This is a genomic window from Nocardioides sp. NBC_00850 (assembly GCF_045207335.1).
In the GTDB taxonomy this organism is placed as follows: Bacteria; Actinomycetota; Actinomycetes; order Propionibacteriales; family Nocardioidaceae; genus Nocardioides.
In genome coordinates, this window is sequence record NZ_CP108845.1 from 328,690 (window position 1) to 348,763 (window position 20,074).

At 69.5% G+C, this 20,074-nt stretch carries 20 protein-coding genes; 9 read left to right on the plus strand and 11 right to left on the minus strand.

Annotated features, from left to right (window positions below; all coding sequences use genetic code 11):
- On the minus strand, positions 1 to 795 hold the full coding sequence (locus OH802_RS01595; protein ID WP_406024484.1) for a MerR family transcriptional regulator: 795 nt from the start codon (positions 793 to 795) through the stop codon (positions 1 to 3).
- 78 nt (positions 796 to 873) lie between these two features.
- Here OH802_RS01595 and OH802_RS01600 point away from each other — a divergent pair, with 78 nt between their 5' ends.
- Both OH802_RS01600 and OH802_RS01605 read left to right on the plus strand, forming a co-directional pair.
- Positions 874 to 1,236: a nuclear transport factor 2 family protein gene (locus tag OH802_RS01600; protein WP_406024486.1), complete on the plus strand. Its 363-nt coding sequence runs from the start codon at positions 874 to 876 to the stop codon at positions 1,234 to 1,236.
- Between the two features lie 36 nt (positions 1,237 to 1,272).
- A complete protein-coding gene (locus OH802_RS01605; RefSeq protein ID WP_406024488.1) occupies positions 1,273 to 2,058 on the plus strand; it encodes an SDR family oxidoreductase in 786 nt (261 codons plus the stop codon).
- A gap of 21 nt (positions 2,059 to 2,079) precedes the next feature.
- Here OH802_RS01605 and OH802_RS01610 read toward each other — a convergent pair whose 3' ends face one another.
- Together OH802_RS01610 and OH802_RS01615 are read right to left on the minus strand one after the other, a co-directional pair.
- Positions 2,080 to 2,559, minus strand: coding sequence for an SDR family oxidoreductase (locus OH802_RS01610; RefSeq protein ID WP_406024490.1), 480 nt, complete (start codon positions 2,557 to 2,559; stop codon positions 2,080 to 2,082).
- A gap of 114 nt (positions 2,560 to 2,673) precedes the next feature.
- Positions 2,674 to 3,288 (minus strand): MarR family winged helix-turn-helix transcriptional regulator, encoded by a 615-nt coding sequence (locus tag OH802_RS01615; protein ID WP_406024492.1) that lies wholly within the window; start codon positions 3,286 to 3,288, stop codon positions 2,674 to 2,676.
- Positions 3,289 to 3,434: 146 nt separating this feature from the next.
- Here OH802_RS01615 and OH802_RS01620 point away from each other — a divergent pair, with 146 nt between their 5' ends.
- Together OH802_RS01620 and OH802_RS01625 are read left to right on the plus strand one after the other, a co-directional pair.
- The gene (locus OH802_RS01620; protein ID WP_406024494.1) at positions 3,435 to 4,406 is read left to right on the plus strand and encodes an aldo/keto reductase; all 972 of its coding nucleotides are present in this window, start codon (positions 3,435 to 3,437) and stop codon (positions 4,404 to 4,406) included.
- Positions 4,407 to 4,495: 89 nt separating this feature from the next.
- Positions 4,496 to 5,587: a Gfo/Idh/MocA family protein gene (locus tag OH802_RS01625; RefSeq protein WP_406024496.1), complete on the plus strand. Its 1,092-nt coding sequence runs from the start codon at positions 4,496 to 4,498 to the stop codon at positions 5,585 to 5,587.
- 66 nt (positions 5,588 to 5,653) lie between these two features.
- Here OH802_RS01625 and OH802_RS01630 read toward each other — a convergent pair whose 3' ends face one another.
- Positions 5,654 to 6,265, minus strand: a complete 612-nt coding sequence (locus OH802_RS01630) for a TetR/AcrR family transcriptional regulator (protein WP_406024498.1) — start codon at positions 6,263 to 6,265, stop codon at positions 5,654 to 5,656.
- A gap of 202 nt (positions 6,266 to 6,467) precedes the next feature.
- On the opposite strand from OH802_RS01630, the gene OH802_RS01635 reads away from it, so the two are divergent.
- The 4 genes from OH802_RS01635 (at position 6,468) to OH802_RS01650 (ending at position 9,854) form a co-directional block, all read left to right on the plus strand.
- Positions 6,468 to 6,650 carry a hypothetical protein gene (locus tag OH802_RS01635; protein WP_331908433.1) on the plus strand — a complete coding sequence of 61 codons (183 nt, stop codon included), beginning with the start codon at positions 6,468 to 6,470 and terminating at the stop codon, positions 6,648 to 6,650.
- A 206-nt stretch (positions 6,651 to 6,856) separates the two neighbouring features.
- Positions 6,857 to 7,762: an NADP-dependent oxidoreductase gene (locus OH802_RS01640; RefSeq protein WP_331908435.1), complete on the plus strand. Its 906-nt coding sequence runs from the start codon at positions 6,857 to 6,859 to the stop codon at positions 7,760 to 7,762.
- 51 nt (positions 7,763 to 7,813) lie between these two features.
- A complete protein-coding gene (locus OH802_RS01645) occupies positions 7,814 to 8,536 on the plus strand; it encodes an alpha/beta fold hydrolase (RefSeq protein WP_406024501.1) in 723 nt (240 codons plus the stop codon).
- A gap of 163 nt (positions 8,537 to 8,699) precedes the next feature.
- Entirely contained in the window at positions 8,700 to 9,854 is a 1,155-nt protein-coding gene (locus OH802_RS01650) for a Gfo/Idh/MocA family protein (protein WP_406024503.1), read from the plus strand.
- A 531-nt stretch (positions 9,855 to 10,385) separates the two neighbouring features.
- On the opposite strand, the gene OH802_RS01655 is transcribed toward OH802_RS01650, so the two are convergent.
- The 7 genes from OH802_RS01655 to OH802_RS01685 form a co-directional block, all read right to left on the minus strand.
- Positions 10,386 to 11,219 (minus strand): bifunctional allantoicase/(S)-ureidoglycine aminohydrolase, encoded by an 834-nt coding sequence (locus OH802_RS01655; protein ID WP_406024505.1) that lies wholly within the window; start codon positions 11,217 to 11,219, stop codon positions 10,386 to 10,388.
- Positions 11,216 to 12,565 carry an allantoinase AllB gene (gene allB, locus OH802_RS01660; RefSeq protein ID WP_406024507.1) on the minus strand — a complete coding sequence of 450 codons (1,350 nt, stop codon included), beginning with the start codon at positions 12,563 to 12,565 and terminating at the stop codon, positions 11,216 to 11,218. Before allB ends, OH802_RS01655 begins: the two co-directional genes overlap by 4 nt.
- Positions 12,562 to 13,434 (minus strand): fumarylacetoacetate hydrolase family protein, encoded by an 873-nt coding sequence (locus OH802_RS01665; RefSeq protein ID WP_406024509.1) that lies wholly within the window; start codon positions 13,432 to 13,434, stop codon positions 12,562 to 12,564. The genes allB and OH802_RS01665 overlap by 4 nt, the downstream gene beginning before the upstream one ends.
- A 115-nt stretch (positions 13,435 to 13,549) precedes the next feature.
- Positions 13,550 to 14,680: a glycerate kinase gene (locus tag OH802_RS01670; RefSeq protein WP_406024511.1), complete on the minus strand. Its 1,131-nt coding sequence runs from the start codon at positions 14,678 to 14,680 to the stop codon at positions 13,550 to 13,552.
- 7 nt (positions 14,681 to 14,687) lie between these two features.
- Complete coding sequence (gene gcl, locus OH802_RS01675) at positions 14,688 to 16,463, minus strand: glyoxylate carboligase (protein ID WP_406024513.1); 1,776 nt, start codon at positions 16,461 to 16,463, stop codon at positions 14,688 to 14,690.
- A 1-nt stretch (position 16,464) separates the two neighbouring features.
- On the minus strand, positions 16,465 to 17,358 hold the full coding sequence (locus OH802_RS01680; RefSeq protein ID WP_406024515.1) for a 2-hydroxy-3-oxopropionate reductase: 894 nt from the start codon (positions 17,356 to 17,358) through the stop codon (positions 16,465 to 16,467).
- A 23-nt stretch (positions 17,359 to 17,381) separates the two neighbouring features.
- Positions 17,382 to 18,203 carry a hydroxypyruvate isomerase family protein gene (locus OH802_RS01685; protein WP_406024517.1) on the minus strand — a complete coding sequence of 274 codons (822 nt, stop codon included), beginning with the start codon at positions 18,201 to 18,203 and terminating at the stop codon, positions 17,382 to 17,384.
- 198 nt (positions 18,204 to 18,401) lie between these two features.
- Here OH802_RS01685 and OH802_RS01690 point away from each other — a divergent pair, with 198 nt between their 5' ends.
- Positions 18,402 to 19,934 (plus strand): PucR family transcriptional regulator, encoded by a 1,533-nt coding sequence (locus OH802_RS01690; RefSeq protein ID WP_406024519.1) that lies wholly within the window; start codon positions 18,402 to 18,404, stop codon positions 19,932 to 19,934.
- Positions 19,935 to 20,074 lie beyond the last annotated feature (140 nt).

Genomic DNA, 20,074 nt, shown 5'->3' on the forward strand with positions numbered 1-20,074 from the left:
TCAGGTGACACGAAAGACCGGCCAGCCGATCTCGGTGCGCCACGCAGCGGGATCGCTTGTGTCACGAGGGCCGACGACGTAGACCTCCCGCACCGGCCCGGCCACCGACATCGCGTTCTCCACGACCCAGGTCCCGAGCTCGCCGTAGGTCACCTCGATGTCGTCGTGCTCGCCGACGTGGGTGGTGACGGCCAGCTCGACGGCCGGAAGGGTCGCGGGATGCACACGCCCGGTGCGAGGTGGCGCATCGGTCGGCAGGTAGACGAGCGCGTGACCGCGCTCCTGCTCGAAGAGGGCGTTGTCGTAGCTGCCACCCGGCGGTCCGGTCACGGCGGTGCCGACGGCCGCCTCCAGCTCGGCCATCGCGCCTGCGTACCAGGCCAGGACGTCGCGATGCCCGACGACGGCCTTCACCGCGGCGACCGTCCGCGCGGGCTCCGCACGCAGCTCGACATCGATCGGCGCGGGATCGGGCCGGAGCAGGCGGCGCAGCGACACGACCGCGGCCCGGGTGCGGTCGAGCTCGTCCTCGAGGCGTTGCAGGTGGTCCGCGACCAGGGCCGCCCGGACACCGGGGTCGGGGGTCCGCAGGATCCGCTGCACATCGCCCAGGGGGACGTCGAGCTCGCGAAGCCGGTGGATGACCTGCGCGGTCGGGATCTGGTCGACGCCGTAGTAGCGGTAACCGGTGGTCTCGTCCACCACAGCGGGATCCAGTAAGGCCGCCTCGTGATACCTACGCAGGGTCCGCACGCTCAAATGGGTCAACCGCGAAAACTCCCCGATGGTCAGCATCCCCTCATTGTGAACGCTCCCCCTGGGGGAGAGTCCACCGCTTGACCCTCCCACGCCGAGAGGCCAGATGGTGGGCTCATGACACAGCACACCGACCTTCCGTCCGACCTGCTCCCGACCACCGTGCGCGAGTTCCTCGCCGCCCACATCGTCCGCGACGCCGACACCGCCTCGTCGTTCCTCACCGAGGATGCGGTGGTCGTCGACCAGGACGAGACCTTCCGCGGCCGAGAGGAAGCCGACGCGTTCCTGCGGGACGCCGGGTCCGAGTTCGAGTACACGACCGACCAGGTCGGCGCTCGCCGCGTCGATGACGCCCACTGGGTGGTCACCGTGCGGCTCGAGGGCACCTTCCCGGGTGGCGTCGCCGAACTCGACTACCGGTTCACGCTGCGCGACGGCCTCGTCGCCGAACTCGTCATCGCCAACCACCCAGCCTGACCGAACCCGCACCACCTCGATCTTCAAAGGAGAGAAATGTCCATCTCAGATCGCGATCGTCTCGATGGTCGCCGGGCGTTGGTCACGGGCGGCTCGAAGGGCTCGGGCAAGGCCGTCGTGGAGAGACTGCGAGAGATGGGTGCCGACGTGTACGTGACGGCGCGCACCATGCCCGACGGGTACGAGCACCCTGACCGGTTCATCGAAGCAGACATCCTGACGGCAGAAGGCACCGATGCCGTGGCCGCTCGCATCGCAGAGGCCGGCGGACTCGACATCCTGGTGCACGTCGTCGGAGGGGCGTCGACGCCGTCCGGTGGATTCGCGGTCATCACCGACGACCAGTGGCTCACCGAGCTGAACCTCAACTTCCTTGGAGCGGTACGGCTGGATCGAGCTCTCCTCCCGGCGATGATCGGGGCTGGGTCGGGCGTGGTGCTGCACTTCACCTCGATCCAGCGTGAGCTGCCCCTGTACGACGCGTCCTTGGCTTATGCAGCAGCGAAGGCCGCGCTGCGCACGTACAGCAAAGGGCTCGCCAACGAGCTCGCGCCGCGCGGCGTACGGGTCAACGCGATCAGCCCCGGCGGGATCGAGACCGAAGCCTACGAACGATTCGTGGACCGGATCGCCGAGGGCAACGGACTCACACGTGAAGCAGCCAAGCAGACGATCTACGACTCCCTCGGAGGAGTACCCCTGGGACGGTTCGCGAACACCGAGGAGATCGCGGACCTGGTCGGATTCCTCGTCTCGGACCGCGCCTCGGCGATCGTGGGCGCCGAGTACGTGATCGACGGCGGCACCGTCCCGACCGTCTGAGCCGGGCAGCACGGCGGCTGATCAGCCGCGACCGGCGTACGGCATCCCGGTCGCGAGGATCGTCATCGTGGGGACGCTGACGCCGAGCGGGAGCTGGGCCATGGCGACGACCGCGTCGGCGACGTGCTGCGGGTCGAAGGTCTGTTCGGGGCGTACGGTGCCGTCGGCCTGGCGGGCGCCGACAGCGATGCCGGCGGTCATCTCGGTGGCCGCGTTGCCGATGTCGATCTGGCCGACCGCGATGTCGTGGGCACGGCCGTCGAGAGCCAGGGCACGGGTGAGACCCGTGATCGCGTGCTTGGAGGTGGTGTATGCCGCGCTGCCCGGTCGCGGTACGTGCGCGGAGATCGAGCCGTTGTTGATGATCCGCCCGCCCCGCGGGTCCTGCCGCTTCATCTGGGCGAACGCCTCGCGGGCGCACAGGAACGAGCCGGTGACGTTGACCGCGAGCTTGACCGTCGTACCCGACAGCTCGGCGATCTCGCGCGTGCTCCACGTCATGGTGCCTCGCTTCTTTCTCGGTGCTGCTGGCCGCTAACGCTCTCGGTGGTGCTAGCCCTTAACGCTTGCGCGGCGCTCACGCATCCAGACCAGTGCGGCTACGACTCGGGAACGTCAGTGAGCCGTCGTCGCACTTGTGCCGGTGGTTCGTCCGTGATTGATCGCGGCGTCCACTGCTGCGCCGATGCGCTGCAAGGCAATGAGGTCGCGCGGTTCGAGCGAGTCGATCAGGTATTCGCGGACTGCCGCGACATGTCCGGGCGCAGCCGCGACCACAACGTCGTAGCCGGCCTCGGTCAGGGTGGTGTTGGTGCGGCGACCTGCACCGGGTATCCGGGACCTGGCAAGCAGCCCTCGCTTCTCCAATCGCCCGACGACGTGCGACAACCGCGACAGCGAAGCTGATGTACGCACGGCCAGTGCGCTCATCTGCATGGTCCGGTCCGGCTCCTCGGAGAGGACCGACAACACCATGTACTCGAAGAAGGTCATCTGGGACTCGCGCTGCATCCGCGCGTCCAGGGCGGCAGGCAGGCTGATCATGATCGCGGAGTTGGCCAGCCACGCCGCCAGTTCGTCGCTGTTCAGCCAGCGCGGCTCGGCGCCCGATCCAACGGGCGAGTCACTTCCGGGCTCGGGGACCGCAGCGGATGGCGTCGTTGCGCGGGACGCCGAGCCGCCTTGCCCGGCCCTCTTGCCCTGCCGCTGAGCATCCGCTGTCTTCGCCATGCGGCCAGCCTACGGCGATCGTTATTGACGCATCAAGTTCCATGAGGTAGAACTTGACGTATCAAGTTCATCTTGATGCATCAAGTTCTTGTCGGTCGACATACCGGCAGTGGGCCTGACGAACCGATCCAGGAGAGGAACATCCGATGCAGACCACGTCGCTCGGCGGGCTTGAGGTCTCGCGCCTCGGTCTGGGAGTCATGGGCATGTCCGCGTTCTACACAGGCAAGGACGAGTCCGAGGAGGGCTCCATCCGCACCATCCGGCGCGCTCTGGACCTGGGCGTCACCCATCTGGACACCGCCGAGGTGTACGGGCGAGGCGCCAACGAAGCCCTGTTGGGCCGGGCGGTCAAGGGCCGTCGGGACGAGGTGGTGCTCGCCACCAAGTTCGGTCTGGCGTCCCACACGGGCCGGCCGGGGGCGGACAGCACACCGGCGAACGTCCGTCTCGCCGTCGAGGCGTCGTTGCGGCGCCTGGGCACCGACCACATCGACCTCTGTTATCAGCACCGGGTCGACCCCGACACCCCGATCGAGGACACCGTCGGCGCCCTGGCCGACCTGGTCACTCAGGGCAAGGTCCGCTACATCGGCTTGTCCGAGGCCGGCCCCGCCACCATCCGCCGCGCGCACGCGGTCCACCCGGTGGCCGCGGTCCAGAGCGAGTACTCGCTGTGGACGCGGGACCCCGAGGCCGAGGTGCTGCCGGTGCTGCGCGAGCTGGGGATCGGTCTGGTTCCGTACTCCCCGCTGGGTCACGGTTTCCTGACCGGGAACATCCGTTCCCTGGACGGCCTGGACGCCGACGACTGGCGTCGCACCAACCCGCGCTTCACCGGCGGCAACCTCGAACGCAACCTGCGCATCGTCGAGGAGGTCAGGTCCGTGGCGACCGAGGCCGGAGCCACCCCTGCCCAGGTCGCCCTGGCCTGGCTCCTTGCCCAGGGAGGGGACATCAACCCCATCCCTGGCACCCGACACCTCGGGCGGCTCGAGGAGAACATCGCGGCCGACGGGATCCGGCTGACCCCGGACCAGATCGGCCGGCTGAACAACCTGGCGCCCGCCTCCGGCGACCGCCATGACCGGGGCGGCATGGCCGCCATCGACCGGTGAAGGACGACTCGGCAAAGAGCCGCCCGGCACGAGATAGCAGTGCCGTAACCACAGAACACCGAGCAGCAGACCGAATGGAGCAGCAGATCATGGCAAGCAGTGTGATTCGTGTCGGGATCATCGGCGCGGATACGAGGGCGAGCTGGGCCGGGGCATCGCACATCCCCGCGCTGGCGGCCCAGCCGCGGCTCGTGCTGGCAGCGGTGGCGACCCGGCATGAGGAGAGCGCTCGAGGGGCCGCCGAGCTGTTCGGCGCCGAGCGCTGGTACGCCGACCCGTACGAGCTGATCAGCGACCCGTCGATCGACCTCGTCACGGTCGCTGTCAAGGTTCCGGCACACCGCGAGCTCGTGCTCGCGGCCCTCGCGGCCGGCAAGGCCGTCTACTCGGAGTCGCCGTTGGGTGCGAGCGTCACGGAGACCGAGGAGATGGCTGCGGCGGCCGGCGCCCTGCACACGGCGATCGGGCTGCAGGGCAGCCTCAACCCGTCGGTGCGCCGGGCGGCCGAGATCATCGCCCAGGGCCGGCTCGGGCGGTTGCTGTCAGCCCGAGCGACCGCGACGACCTTCGGGAACGGCCCGGAGTCGGTGAGCGCCTACGAGTACTTCGACAAGGCGGCCGCCGGCGCCGGCTTCATGACGATCGCGGTGGGCCATGTCCTGGACGTGATCGAGACGATCCTCGGCGACATCACCGAGATCGACGCGCGCACGGAACTGCTCTGGCCCGAGGTGAAGCTGACCGACACCGGCACGACCACCACCCGTGAGGTCCCGGACCACCTCGACGCGATCCTCAAGACCGCCTCCGGCGCCCCGGTGGGAGTGCAGGTCCTGGCGGGCGTGCCCGTGCCCGACGCCCGGTTCAGCCTCGAGGTCCGTGGCGCCGACGGCTGGCTCAGGCTGACCGGCAACCACCCCGCCGGCGTCCAGGTCGGCGACCTCACGTTGACCTCGAACGTCGACTTCGAAGCGCCCGACCGCCCTGTCGCCACGGGAACCGGTCCGGCCGCCGCCGAGATCTGGACCGGTGCCTCCATCAACGTGGGCGAGGTGTACGCGAGCCTCGCGCGCGACATCGACGAGAACACCTTTGCGACGCCGGGCTTCGCTCACGCGCTGCACAACAGTCAGCTCGTCGCGCGAGTGGAGGAAGCCGCTCGCAGCGGGCAGCGACAGTAGAACACCTCAGCAGACTCGGCGGTGACGCCTAAGGCGTCGATGAAGACGATCGCAGAGTTCGCTGTCTCAGCCGTGGGACCAGGACACCGCGTTCATCGCCACATCAGCAACCCGGCGCAGTTCCGCCTCGCTCCTGCCCGTCGCCGCCTGAACGGCGATGCCGTACGCGACCGTCGTGATGTAGGCCGCCAGCGTGCGCGGATCCTCGGTCTCCGGCAGATCACCCTCGGCCCGCGCACGCAGAAATCGGGACTCGAGGCGCGCAGCGCCATCCTGGCGCCAGTCGACGAGGACCTTCTGGGCAGTGAGCCCGTTGTCGCCGGCGGACAGCGCAGCCTGGACGCCAAGGCACCCGTGGGGTGCGTCGCGACTCGTGCTGGCAGCGGCTGCGCCGCGAAGAATGGACTCGGCCACTTCGCGTGCGGTCGGCTCGGACAGTGCACGGATTCCGTAGGAGGCTGGGCCTTCCGTGTACCGCTCGACCGCTCGGCGGAACAGCTCGTCCTTGTTCCCGAACGCCGCATACATGCTGCTGCGGGTGATGCCCATCGCCTCGGTCAGGTCCGTCAGGCTCGCCCCTTCGTATCCTTTGGCCCAGAACACTCTCATGGCTTGTTCGAGGGCGTGGTCGGGATCGAACTCGCGGGGTCGCCCCAGTGTGGTCTGCGATACGGGCATGGTAGTCATTGTGCCCCCTTACGGACCAGGCAGTCCAGATAACGCGAAGGATCAGGCGTTCAAGCCGCCGTCGATGGTGAGCACAGCTCCGGTGATGGACGCCGCCGAGGTGCCCGCGACGAAAGCGACGGGGGACGCCCCGGTTCAGGATGCGGTCATCGTGGAGTAACTGGCCGCTTCCACCCGGAGCGCCGGGTTCGGGATGCTGACCGACCGCTTCGGCGTGACCTGGAATCTTTCTGGGCGTATGAGGGCGCCGCTCGACGCCGCACAGGCTGCTCTGGCCGAGGCGATGAGCGCGCTGTACAACCCCGCGCAGCGCGATGTCATGACGCGGGCGATCGAGCTCGGGCCGGCCGAGGACGGCGCGAACACCCAGGCCTGACGCCCCGAGCCGTGCCGCCTGCCCGCACGATTGAGGGCTTGTGAATAGATCTCTGCCCGTGTACGTTACTTATGTACCGATCGGTCCTGAAGTGATGTACTGGACCTACGGGCGTGACCTCGCTACCGGGCCTCCGTGAGCGAGCAGGCCGAAGCACGCCGCAGCGGAAGTGCCGCCGGCTCGATATGAGAAGGAGAAGGATCATCATGAAAGCCGCCGTCCTCACCTCGTTCGGCGAACCCTCCGTGTTGAGGGTTGCGGAGGCTCCGCGACCGGTGCCGGGTCCGGGTCAGGTACTGGCGCGGGTTCACGCCGCCGGGGTGAACCCGGCGGAGATCCTGGCACGCGCCGGAGCGTTCCGCCTGCGTGCTCCCGCCATCATCGGATTCGAGTTCGCCGGCGTCGTCGAGGCGGTCGGCCCGGGTGTCGACGAGGGCATGGTCGGCGACCGCGTCGCCGGGTGGCCGGACTCCGCCACCCAGGGCTCCTACGCCGAATACACGGTCAGCAGCAACTTCGCGACGATCCCCGACGGCGTTTCCTTCGAGGAGGCCGCGGCCACCGTCATCGGCGCCGACAACGCCGCAAGGGCGCTCGGGCTTCTGAACCTTCGCCCGGGTGACACGCTCGTGGTCACCGGCGCGAGCGGTGCATTGGGCGGCGCCGCCGTGCAGTTCGCGCGACAGCGCGGTGTGGCGGTGATCGGCGTCGCCGGGACTGCCAACGCCGACTTCGTCAGGAGTCTCGGTGCGATCCCTGTCGCCCACGGGCCGGGCCTGGTCGACCGCATCCGTGCCGCCGCTCCCGACGGTATCGATGCCGCGCTCGACACCGCCGGCAAGGGACTCCTTCCCGCCCTCGTCGACCTCCTCGGCGGCCCGGACCGGATCGTGACGCTCGCCGACCGCGATGCCGCACGATACGGCGTCGCATTCAGCCCGGGAGGCAGCGGGAATCGCGACCGCGGCCCTGTCCAGGAAGCGCTGAATCTGATCGCCGCCGGCGCATGGACCGCACGCATCGGTCGGAGCTTCCCACTCGACGAGGCCGCGGACGCCCATCGCCTCGTCGCCACGGGCCACACCCACGGCAAAGTCATCCTTCTTCCCTGACTCGGCCGACCGGCCATTCCACCACGACAACAATCAATTGGAGAATCCGAAATGCCTGCAGTCCTCGTCCATGGTGTACCTGATAACCACCGGCTTTGGGACACCGTCCGTTCCTATCTTCGACGCGAAGATATTGTGACGATCGATCTCCCCGGGTTTGGCGTACCCGTACCAGCGGGATTCACGTCGACGAAGGAGGAGTATCTCGATTGGCTTATTAAGAAGATCGAAGAAATCGGCGAACCCGTCGACCTGGTCGGTCATGACTGGGGGTCTCTGCTGACGGGCCGTCTCGCGTCTATCCGACCAGATCTGGTGCGGACATGGACAGGCATCAGCGGGCCAATCGATCCGGAGTATCCGTGGCACTATCTCGCCAAGATCTGGCAAACGCCAGGCGAGGGCGAGCAATGGATGGCGGACCTCGACCTCGAGGCGTTCGCAGCAAGCCTCAACGAGGCGCAGATGCCGCGCGACGCGGCAAACGAATCGGTCCGGCATCTCGATGCCACTATGAGGGCAAGCATTCTCGCCCTTTACCGTTCGGCGATCGAGGTCGGGGCGGAGTGGAAGCCAGGTTTGAGCAACGTGACCGCACCAGCGCTGGTGATCTGGGGCCTGGACGATCCGTTTCTTCCTCACCGCTTCGCCGACGAGCTCGGTAATGCCACACGCGCACGTGCCGTCTTCAAGCTGCGCAGCTCGCACTGGCCGATGATAGAGCGTCCGGCCGATGTCGCGCGCGAACTCGAGGCCCACTGGGCTCACACGTAAACCTGCGCTTGGGTCACTCGGGCTCACCCCCCGGCCGCTACGCGAACGGCAATAATTGCTCGCTCGCCACGGTGAGCCCGAGTGCCCACGCATGTCCGGAAACGAATCATCGTGACGCAGCCCGGAGAGCGTTGCTGGGGCTGCACAAGGCAGGAGCATCCTGATGACGAATTCAGCAAATACCCGGATCGGCGTCGGCCTTATCGGGGCTAGCGCCGATCGGGGTTGGGGCGGAATTGCTCACGTCCCGGCGCTGCAGGCGCTCGACGCGTTCCAGATCCGCGCCGTCAGTACGACTCGCATGGAGAGCGCGAACGCGACCGCTCGTCGGCTGGGCGCCGATCTCGCCTTCGACACACATGAGGCTCTGGTCGTGCGACCGGAGGTCGACCTGGTGGTGGTTGCGGTCAAGGTGCCGGAGCACAAGCAGATTGTTTCCGACGCGCTGGCCGCGGGCAAGATGGTTTATTGCGAATGGCCGCTCGCAAGAAACCTATCGGAGGCCGAAGCACTGGAGGGGTTTGCCCGCGAGCGCCGACTGCAGACGGTTGTCGGGCTGCAGGGCGGCCTGCACCCGCCGATCCTCTTCCTTCGCGACCTCATCGCGCAAGGCGTGATCGGCAAGCCGCTCAGCACGAGCATCCGAGCGCATTTGACCGACGACATGTGGGTCGGCCGATATGACCCGGCGGTCGAGTACATGGCTCACGCAAAGCATGGCGCCACGCTTCTGAGCATCATGCTCGGCCACGGGCTCGAACCGCTTGCGCGCGTGCTCGGCACGTTCGAGAGTCTGTCCGCCGTCGTCGCCAATCAGCGCGGTGACGGCGTCCGCCTCTCCGATGGCGCGTCGCTGCCGAAGGACGCGCCGGATGAGATCGTCGTCGCCGGCGCTCTCGAAGGCGGGATCGTCACGTCGCTGCACTACAGTGCCGGGCAGTCTGCCGGCTCGGCGATGGTATGGGAGATCCAGGGCACCGAGGGCAGTGTGCGTGTGGAATCGGCCTCGGGCTACATCCATTTCACCGATTTCACCATCACGCTGCGCCGCGGCAGCGAGCCTGTCCAGGTGCTACAGGTCCCCCCCCCCCCCCCCCCCGCTTATGCGGCTCCCGACCTGCAACTCGACGCACCCGCAGCAGGGGTCGCCCGCCTCTACGCCCAGTTTGCCGCCGACCTCCGCGACGGAACCGCCGATGCGCCGGATTTCGCGGTCGCACTCGATCGCCACCGGGTACTCGAGGCGATCACACGGGCCGCTGAAACAGGTCATCGGCAGCATCTGTCCCGCCCCGACCGAATGAACTCCAATCTTTGAACCCGGGAGAGGCACTGCCGCAGGACCCGAGGAGATGGCGATCCGCGAGCTAACCCTGACTTGACCACACAGAACTGATTCGCACCGTGTCGAAGAACTCTGCCGACCGCGGGACTTCGCCCTCCATCCCTCTTCTTCAATGCGGCGCCGACTGCGTCGCTCGCCCACCGCTTCCCCCGCGCCGTGCAGCGCTCATCCGCATCGCCGAATCGTGCCCATGTGTGCCCCACGACGCGGGCTGCTCAGGTGGCATTCGACACCAGCTGGCCGCGAAGCACACCTGGCCCTCGACATCGCTCAGCCTCAGCCTCGGCTGATGTTTCACGCACCGGTGGCCATTGCGAGCAACTCTGCGACGAACGAAAATTCGTTCACGTCGGCATCGGCCGCCCGCCGGTATCCCCCGTGAACGAAAATTCATTCGCCAGGTGCGCACCGGGGTCAGCCGCGGCCGGCGTACGGCATCCGGGTCGCCATGAGGGTCATCGCGGGCACGCTGACGCCGAGCGGCAGCTGGGCCGGCGACCGGCATCAGCCGAACTGCCGCGAGAGGACCGCGTGCCGATTGACGTCCTTGTAGAGCAGGTAGCGGAACCGGCCGGGTCCACCGGCATAGCAGGCCTGCGGACAGAACGCCCGCAGCCACATGAAGTCGCCCTCCTGCACCTCCACCCAGTCCTTGTTGAGCAGGTAGACGGCCTTGCCCTCGAGGACGTAGAGCCCGTGCTCCATCACGTGCGTCTCCGGGAACGGGATCGCGCCGCCCGGCTCGAAGCTGACGATGTTGACGTGCATGTCGTGGCGTACGTCATCGGGGTCGACGAAGCGCTGGGTCTTCCAGGCGCCGTTGGTTCCCGGCATCTCGCCACCGGGCACGTCGACCTCGTTGGTGACGAACGCGTCCGGCACGTCGATGCCCTCGACCCGCTGGTACGCCTTGCGGATCCAGTGGAAACGGGCGACCTGGTCGGAGGTGTTGTGCAGCGTCCAGGTGGAGCCGGGCGGGAGGAAGGCGTAGCCGCCGGGGGTGAGATCGTGCTTCTCGCCCTCGACCGAGAGCGTCAGCGCGCCCTCGACCACGAACAGGACGCCCTCCGCGCCCGGGTCGAGCTCGGGCTTGTCGCTGCCGCCGCCGGGCGAGACCTCGATGATGTACTGCGAGAAGGTCTCGGCGAACCCCGAGAGCGGGCGGGCGATCACCCACAGCCGGGTGCCCTCCCAGAACGGCAGCTTGCTGGTGACGATGTCGCGCATGGTGCCGCGGGGGAGCACGGCGTACGCCTCGGTGAAGACGGCCCGGTCGGTGGTCAGCTCACGCTGCGACGGGTGGCCGCCGGTCGGGGCGTAGTAGCGGGGTTCGCTCATGGTCGGGCTCCTTCTCGGGTGAGCAGCCGGCCCTGGGGCGCGGCCTCGATGTCGATCTTCTCGCCACGCAGCCAGGTCTCGCGGACAACACCTGCGAGCGATCGGCCGTGGTAGGGCGTGACGGCGTTCTTGTGATGGAGCTTCGCGGCGTCGACCACGTAGGAGGCGTCGGGGGCGAGGACACAGAAGTCGGCGTCGTGGCCGACCTCGATCCGGCCCTTGCGGCTCAGCCCGGCATGACGTGCGGGAGCCTCGGACATCCAGCGGGCGACGTCGGTGAGCGTGAAGCCGCGTCTCCTTGCCTCGGTCCAGACCGCCGACAGCCCGAGCTGGAGCGAGGAGATGCCGCCCCAGGCGACCCCGAAGTCGCCGGTGTCGAGCGCCTTCAGGTCGGGCGTCGAGGGCGAGTGGTCGGTGACGACCAAGTCGATGACGCCGTTGCGCAGACCCTCCCAGAGCAGCTCGCGGTTGGCCGCCTCCCGGATCGGCGGGCAGCACTTGTACTGCGTCGCGCCGTCGGGGATCTCCTCGGCAGCGAAGGTCAGGTAGTGAGGGCAGGTCTCCGCCGTGATCGGGACCCCGTCGCGACGGGCCGAGGCCAGCATCGCGAGCACGTCGGAGCTGGAGACGTGCAGGATGTGGACGCGGCAGCCGGTCCACCGGGCCAGCTCGATCACCTGGGCGATGGCGAGGTTCTCCGCGCCGCGGGGCCGGCTGTGCAGGAAGCGCTCGTACGCCTCACCACCCGCCGCGGGTGCGTGCTCGATCGCGTGGGCGTCCTCGGCGTGCACGATCAGCAGACCGTCGAAGGAGCGGATCTCGCGCATCGCCCGCTCGAGTTGCTCGGCGTCGAGCGGCGGGAACTCGTCGACCCCCGAGTGCAGCAGGAAGCACTTGAAGCCGGAGACCCCGGCCTCGTGCAGCGTACTCAGCTCCGCGACGTTGCCGGGGATCGCACCGCCCCAGAAGCCGACGTCGACGAAGGCCTGGCTGGCCGCGGTCTTGCGCTTGAGGTCGAGCGCCGGGAGGTCGCAGGTGGGCGGGATGCTGTTGAGCGGCATGTCCACGATCGTGGTGACCCCGCCTGCGGCCGCGGCGCGGGTCGCGGAGGCGAAGCCCTCCCACTCGGTCCGGCCCGGGTCGTTGACGTGTACGTGCGCGTCGACGACGCCGGGCATCAGCACCTCGTCGTCGGCGAGCTCGACCACCCGGGCCGCGGTCAGGTCCTCCGCGATCGGCGCTACCGCGACGATCTCGCCGTCGCGAACTCCGACCGCTCCGGCTCGCTCGCCCTCGGGGGTCACCATCCGTGCCGCCCGGATGACGACATCGAGATCTCGACTCACACCCTCACCTCCGCCTCATCGACTGCCACCACCCGCGTCCGCTGGCGTCCGAGGCCGGTCACCTCGGCCTCCACCACGTGCCCCTCCCGCAGGTACGGCCGGGGCTCGGGCCGCAACGCTGCGACCCCGCCAGGTGTCCCGGTCAGCACCAGGTCGCCGGGCTCGAGTGTCATCAGCGTACTGAGGAAGGCGAGGAGCTCACCGACGCCGTAGGCCATCCGGGCCGTCGTCCCTCGCTGCCGGCGCTCGCCGTCGACCCACAGCTCCAGGCCGAGGGCCTGCGGGTCGCCCACGGCGTCGGGCGTGACCAGCCACGGACCGATGGGGGTGAAGGTGTCAGCACACTTCCCCTTCGCCCACGTCGGCCCGGCCGCGATCCGCGCCCGCTCGCTGACGTCGTCGGCCGTGAGGTAGCCGCCGACCGCGGCCAGGGCCTGCTGCGGGTTTCTGCACCGCGACAGCTGGCGCCCGATCACCACGCCCAGCTCGACCTCGTAGTCGGTCATGGACGATCCCGGCGGCAGCTCGATCGCGTCGTGGGGCCCCACGACCGTGGTCGAGGGCTTGAGGAAGACGACCGGCTCGTCCGGGATGGCGACACCCGCCTCCTCCGCATGGTCCTCGTAGTTGAGCCCGATCCCGACGACCTTGCCCGGCCGGGCCACCGGCGGTCCGATCCGGGTGCCGCCGGCGACGACGGGGAGGCGGCCCAAGGCGATCAAGTCTTGGATCAACCTGAGCCGCTCCGGGTCGCCGAGCAGGTCGCCGTCGATCGCCGGCACGATGGCCGACAGATCGCGCAGTACGTCCTGGTCGTCGAGGGCCGCGGGGCGCTCCTGGCCCGGCGGGCCCACACTCAGCAGTCTCATGCGTCCTCCTCGGATGCCGACCGAGGTACCTCGGTCTCGATGCACTCCCCTCGCGGAACTCCACGAAGGAAGCGGGCGCTCACCGAGTTACCTCGGTGAACATTCCGTCGCCCGCTCATGCGTCCTCCTTGATGAGATGGTCGGCGGCGATCCGCTCGGCGATCTGCTCGAGCAGGGCGGCGCCCTCGGTCAGGCAGCGTTGCCGGTCGGGCTCGACGTCCGTCAAGGCGTACGCAGCGCCGATCCCGGCCGCCTGCAGCCGGTCGTGGTCGAGACGGTTGACCCCGCAGACCGCCACGACCGGGACACCGGCGCGTGCGGCCGCGGCGGCGACGCCGGCCGGGGCCTTTCCGTTGAGCGTCTGCTCGTCCAGCGCGCCCTCGCCGGTGACGACGAGGTCCGCGCCGTCCAGCCCGGCGCAGAAGTCGACCAGCTCGAGCACGAGCTCGATGCCCGATCGCAGCTCCGCGCCCAGCAGGGCGAGTGCGGCGAAGCCGACACCGCCAGCCGCTCCGGCGCCGGGCTGACCACGGAGATCGGTCCCGGTGAACGACGCCACGAGAGACGCCCAGCGGCCGAGCGCGGCATCCAGTCGTCGGACCTGGTCCGCATCGGCCCCTTTCTGCGGGCCATAGACCGCGGCCGCACCGGTGGGACCGGTGAGCGGGTTGTCGACGTCGCACGCGACCGTGACCGAGACCCTGTCGAGGCGCCGCCGCAGCTCGTCGACCTCGATCCGGGCGACGTCCTCGAGCCCGGCTCCACCTGGACCCACCGGATTCCCGGCGAGGGTGAACAGCCTGGCGCCCAGCCCGCAGAGCAGACCCGCTCCCCCGTCCGTGCTGGCGCTGCCGCCGATCCCGAGCACGATCCGGCGACAGCCCGCATCGATCGCGGCCGCCATCGCCTGCCCGGCCCCGAGGCTAGAGGCCCGCATCGGATCCGGCACACCCGGCAGCCGCGCCAACCCGGAAGCGTCGGCGAGCTCGACGACCGCGACTCCGTCGCGACGGGCGTACGCCGTCCGCACCGGCTCCCCGGTCGGCCCGGCCACGGTGACCGGGACGAGGACGAACCCGGCGGACTCGGCCGCCGCCAGGGTGCCGTCGCCACCGTCGGCGACCGGGATCGCGTCGACGACCACGCCGGGACTCCCCCGGCGGATCCCGGCGCTCACCGCCGCCGCGACCTCAGCAGCGGTGAGCGATCCCTTGAACTTGTCGGAGGCGACCAGCACGCGGACCATGGGGTGATCAGTCCAGCGGGACGAGCGCGGTCGGGGCGTGCTCACCACGCTCGGCCAGCTCCTCGAACTCGACGACGCCGTCGATCTCGACGCCCATCGAGACGTTGGTGACGCGCTCGAGGATGACCTCGACCAGCACCGGCACGCGGTACTCGGCCATCAGGGCCTTGGCCTTCTCGAAGGCGGCGCCGAGGTCGGCTGGGTCGGTGACGCGTACGGCCTTGCAGCCCAGGCCCTCGGCGACCTTGAGGTGGTCGACGCCGTAGCCCTCGAGCTCTGGGCTGTTGACGTTGTCGAAGGCGAGCTCCACGCAGTAGTCCATCTCGAACCCGCGCTGGGCCTGGCGGATCAGGCCGAGGTAGGAGTTGTTCACGACCACGTGGATGTAGGGGATGTTGAACTGCGCGCCGACCGCCAGCTCCTCGATCAGGAACTGGAAGTCGTAGTCGCCCGAGAGCGCGACGACCTGGCCGTCGGGGACCGCGGTCGCGACCCCGAGGGCGGCCGGCAGGGTCCAGCCGAGCGGGCCGGCCTGGCCGGCGTTGATCCAGTGCCGCGGCTTGTAGACGTGCAGCAGCTGTGCCGCCTGGATCTGGGACAGACCGATCGTGGTGACGTAGCGGGTGCCGGACCCGAAAGCCCGGTTCATCTCCTCGTAGACCCGCTGCGGCTTGATCGGGACATTGTCGAAGTGGGTCTTGCGCTGCAGGGTCCGCTTGCGCTCGGCACACTCCTCGGCCCAGGCGGTGCGGTCCGGGTTCTTCCCGTCCGCCGCCCACTCCTTCGCGACCTCGACGAGCACCTCGAGCGCCGCGCGGGCGTCGGAGACGATCGAGTAGTCCGCCGCGAAGACCCGGCCGATCTGGGTCGGCTCGATGTCGATGTGCACGAACGTACGTCCGCGGGTGTACGTCTCGACCGAGCCGGTGTGGCGGTTGGCCCACCGGTTGCCGATGCCGAGCACGAAGTCGCTGGCCAGCATGGTCGCGTTGCCATAGCGGTGGGAGGTCTGCAGGCCGACCATGCCCGCGTTGAGCGTGTGGTCGTCCGGGATCGTGCCCCAGCCCATGAGCGTGGGGACAACGGGGACTCCGGTGACCTCGGCGAGCTCGATGAGCAGGTCGGAGGCGTCGGCGTTGATCACGCCACCGCCCGCGACGATCAGCGGGCGCTCCGCCTCGAGCATCATCGCCAGCGCCTTCTCCGCCTGGGCACGGCTGGCCGCCGGCCTGGCGATCGGCAAGGGCTCGTACGTCTCGATGTCGAAGTCGATCTCGGCCTGCTGGATGTCGAGCGGCAGGTCGATCAGGACCGGGCCGGGACGTCCCTCGCGCATCAGCCGGAAGGCCTTCTGGAAGGTGCCCGGGACCTGGGCGGGCTCCATCACGGTGACCGCCATCTTGGTGAGCGGTCCGGCGACGGAGGCGATGTCGACCGCCTGGAAGTCCTCTTTGTGGAGCTTCGCGACCGGTGCCTGGCCGGTGATGCACAGGATCGGGATGGAGTCGGCGGAGGCCGAGTAGAGCCCGGTGATCATGTCGGTGCCGGCGGGGCCGGAGGTGCCGATGCAGACGCCGATGTTGCCGGCCTTCGCCCGGGTGTAGCCCTCGGCCATGTGCGAGGCCGCCTCGACGTGGCGGGCGAGCACGTGTTGGAGCCCGCCGTGCTTGCGCATCGCGCTGTAGAACGGGTTGATCGCGGCACCCGGGAGGCCGAACAGCTGGGTCGCGCCCTCCTTCTCCAGGATCAGGACGGCGGCATCGACCGCGCGCATGCGTGCCATGTCAGTTCTCCCCCTTGGTGACAGAGCCGCTCAGGCGCTCGACGCCTCGCAGCAGCCCGGAGTGGTCCAGGCCGCCGTCACCGTTGGCCCGCGCGCTCGCCATCAGCTGGGCGACCAGCGAGCCGAGCGGGACCACGACGCCGGCCTCGCGGGCAGCGGCGGTGACGATCCCCATGTCCTTGTGGTGCAGGTCGATCCGGAAGCCGGGCTGGAAGGAGCGGGTGAGCATGTTCTCCTTCTTCTGGTTGAGCACGCTCGAGCCGGCGAGCCCGCCGCCGAGCACCTCGAGGGCGGCCTTCGTGTCCACTCCGTACGCCTCCAGGAAGACGACCGCCTCCGAGAGCGCCTGGATGTTGGCGGCGACGATGAGCTGGTTGGCCGCCTTCACCGTCTGGCCGGCGCCGCTCGGGCCGACGTGGACGACGGTCTTGCCCACGACGTCGAAGAGCGGCTTCGCGGTGGCGAAGTCGTCGGCCGCGCCGCCGACCATGATCGATAGGGCAGCGTTCTTCGCACCGGCCTCGCCACCGGAGACCGGGGCGTCGAGGATGCGGAAGCCACGCGCCGTGGCCTGCTCGGCGAGCGCCGCGCTCACGTCGGGACGGATGCTGGAGAAGTCGATGATCAGCGCGCCGGCCGGGGCGGTCTCGAAGACGCCACCCTCGGCGGTGAGGACCTCCTCGACGTGGGGCGAGTCCGGGACCATGACACAGACGACGTCGGCGTCGCGGCAGGCGTCCGCGGTCGAGGTGGCGGCGCGGCCGCCCGCGGTGGCCAGGGCCTGGGTGCGCTCGGGGTTGTGGTCGAAACCGGCGACGGTGTGATCGGCGTCGACGAGGTGGGCGGCCATCGGGCTGCCCATGATGCCGAGGCCGATGAAGGCGATGTTGGTCATGATGATCTCTCCTACGGGGGTGGTCAGCGGGTTGCGGGCGCGGCGCTGCGGCGCTCTCGCGGCAGCCAGTCGAAGCTCTCGGCCGAAGTCGTGGCGGGCTTGTACTCGAGCCCGACCCAACCGGCGTACCCGGCCGCCTCGAGCGCGACGAGCTGCCGCTCGAGCGGGAGCTCGCCGGTGCCGGGCTCGTTGCGGCCCGGGGCGTCGGCGATCTGGACGTGGGCGATGCGAGCGGCGTACGCAGCGATCACCGCGTCGATGTCGTCGCCGTTCACGGCGAGGTGGTAGAGGTCGGCGAGCAGGCCGATGTTGGCCTCGCCGGCTCGATCGATCGCCGCGATCGCGTCGGCGGCGGTGAGCAGCGGATAGCGGTCGGCACCGCTGACCGGCTCGACCAGCACGGTGCCGCCGATGCGGGCTGCCGTGCGGGCGGCCAGCGCGAGGTTCTCGGCGCCGAGCTCGTCCTGCGCCTCGGCGGCGACGCCGTCGACGCGGTTGCCGTAGAGCGCGTTGAACGCCGTGCAGCCGAGCCGCTCACCGATGCCGATCGTGACGTCGATGTTGTCGCGGAACTCCGCCGAACGAGCCGGCCACGAGACCAGGCCGCGGTCGCCGGCGGGCATGTCGCCGGCGAAGAAGTTGAGGCCGACCAGGTGCACCCCGGCGTCCTTCACGGCGGCGACGAAGGCGTCGACGTCCTTGTCGGACGGCACCGCCTCGGCGAACGGCCACCAGAACTCCACCGCGTCGAAGCCGGCGGCCTTCACCGCCGCGGGGCGCTCGAGCAGCGGGAGCTCGGTGAACAGGATCGAGCAGTTCACCTCGTACCGGAGCTGGTGGGTCATCACACCGTTCCTTCCGTATTGCGGAATTTGATTTCTGACATTCGAAATATAAGGATGTGAGCGGAGTCACGTCAACCCCGAGCAGGACTCGGCCGCAAAGTGGTGAAGAAACGACAACGGGCCTCCCGTGCACATGCGCGGGCGTTGTACGTTCCTCCAAGACGCGGCCGATATGGACCGGCGACCGGTGGAGGCACCGTGCTACTTGCAGAGCTGTTGGAGACGCCCAGCCTGGGCCTGCGACTCCTGCACGCGCCCGAGGGCTCGCTGGAGCGACCGGTCGGGCGCACGATCACGATCGACCTGCTCGAGCCGGGCCGCTACCTGAACGGCGGCGAGCTCGTGCTCACCGGCCTCGTCTGGCGCCGCGGACCGGAGGACAGCGAGACGTTCGTGTCCTCGATCGCGGAGGGCGGCGCGACCTGTCTGTTGGCCGGAGCGGCCCTGCTCGGCGCGGTTCCCGACGACCTCGTCGACGCCTGCCGCCGCCATCAGGTCGCCCTGGTGGAGGTGCCCGGCGACGTGGCGTTCGCCGACGTGACCGAGTACGTCGCGGCCGCCGGCGCCGCCGGTGCGAGCGCCCGAATGTCGGCCAGCCTGGCCCGGCAGCGCCAGCTCCTCTCCGCCATCGCATCGGGCCGCAGCCTCGACGAGCTGGCCGCGCGAGTGGCCTCCGAGATCGGCCATGCGTGCCGGGTGCTCACCGCGAGCGGGCGCCACGTCGTACCGGGACCGGGAGAGCTCGGTCCCGAGACGGTCGACGCGCTGACCCGTCGCTTCCTGACCGCCGACCTGCTGCCCGCCGTGGCCGAGGTGGGCGACCGCAGCTACTCCCTGTTCCCGATCGGATCGGGACTGGCCGACCGCCTCACCGGATGGACCGTGGCGGTCGAGGGTGACCACACCACCTGGCCGCGGGAGGACCTCGACATGGTCCACGAGTTCGGCGCCATCACCGCACTGGACCGCTCGCGACGCGACGAGGGATTCCGTGTCCGACGACCGCTCGCGGCGGCGACCCTCGCCCACCTGGAGGCCGGTGCGTCGCCTGCGGAGATCGCGACCGGCCTACGCCAGTCCGGGCTCGATCCGGAGCGTCCGCTCGTGCTCGCCGTGGCCGAGCTCGGGCCGGGTGGCCCGCCCGACGCGGTCGCCGCGGTGCTCGAGGATGTGGCCCTCGGCCTGGGGCCGTCCGTGGTCGCGAGCGCGCGGGACGGCTGCGCCGTCGCCTTCCTCCCGTCCCGACCGGACCTCACCGACCAGCTGCGCCGCTCGCTCACCCGGCTGGCGCCGGCCCTGGTCCGCGGCTCGCTGTCGGTCGGGCTGAGCGGCGAGAGCGGCGTCGACGCGCTGGCGGGCGCGCTCGAGGAGGCCCGGTTCGCGCACCGGGTCGCCCGCTCCGGCAGCGGCGCGGTGGCGCTGTCCAGCTCGGAGGAGGTCACCTCGCACGTACTGCTGCTCGCCACGGTCCCCGACGACATCCGTCGCACCTACGCGCAGCGCGTCCTCGGCCCCGTCCTCGATCACGACCAGCGCACCGGGAGCGATCTGGTGCCGACGCTCGACCGGTTCCTGACGTACGCCGGGTCGTGGACGCGTACGGCGGAGTCGCTCCACCTCCACGTCAACAGCGTGCGCTACCGGATCTCCCGGGTCGAGGAGCTGACCGGGCGTGATCTGACCACGATGGAGGACCGGGTCGACGTCTTCCTCGCCCTCAGATCGCTGTGAACCAACTCGCAACGCGCTGGGCTGCCGCCGTGTAACACGTCGTTCGTAGGACTACTCGCCCTATTGGAACGACCGGACAGTCCTACGAACAGCGTGTTACAGCCGATCCCGCAGCGGTGTTTCACCCCACAGAAACCGAT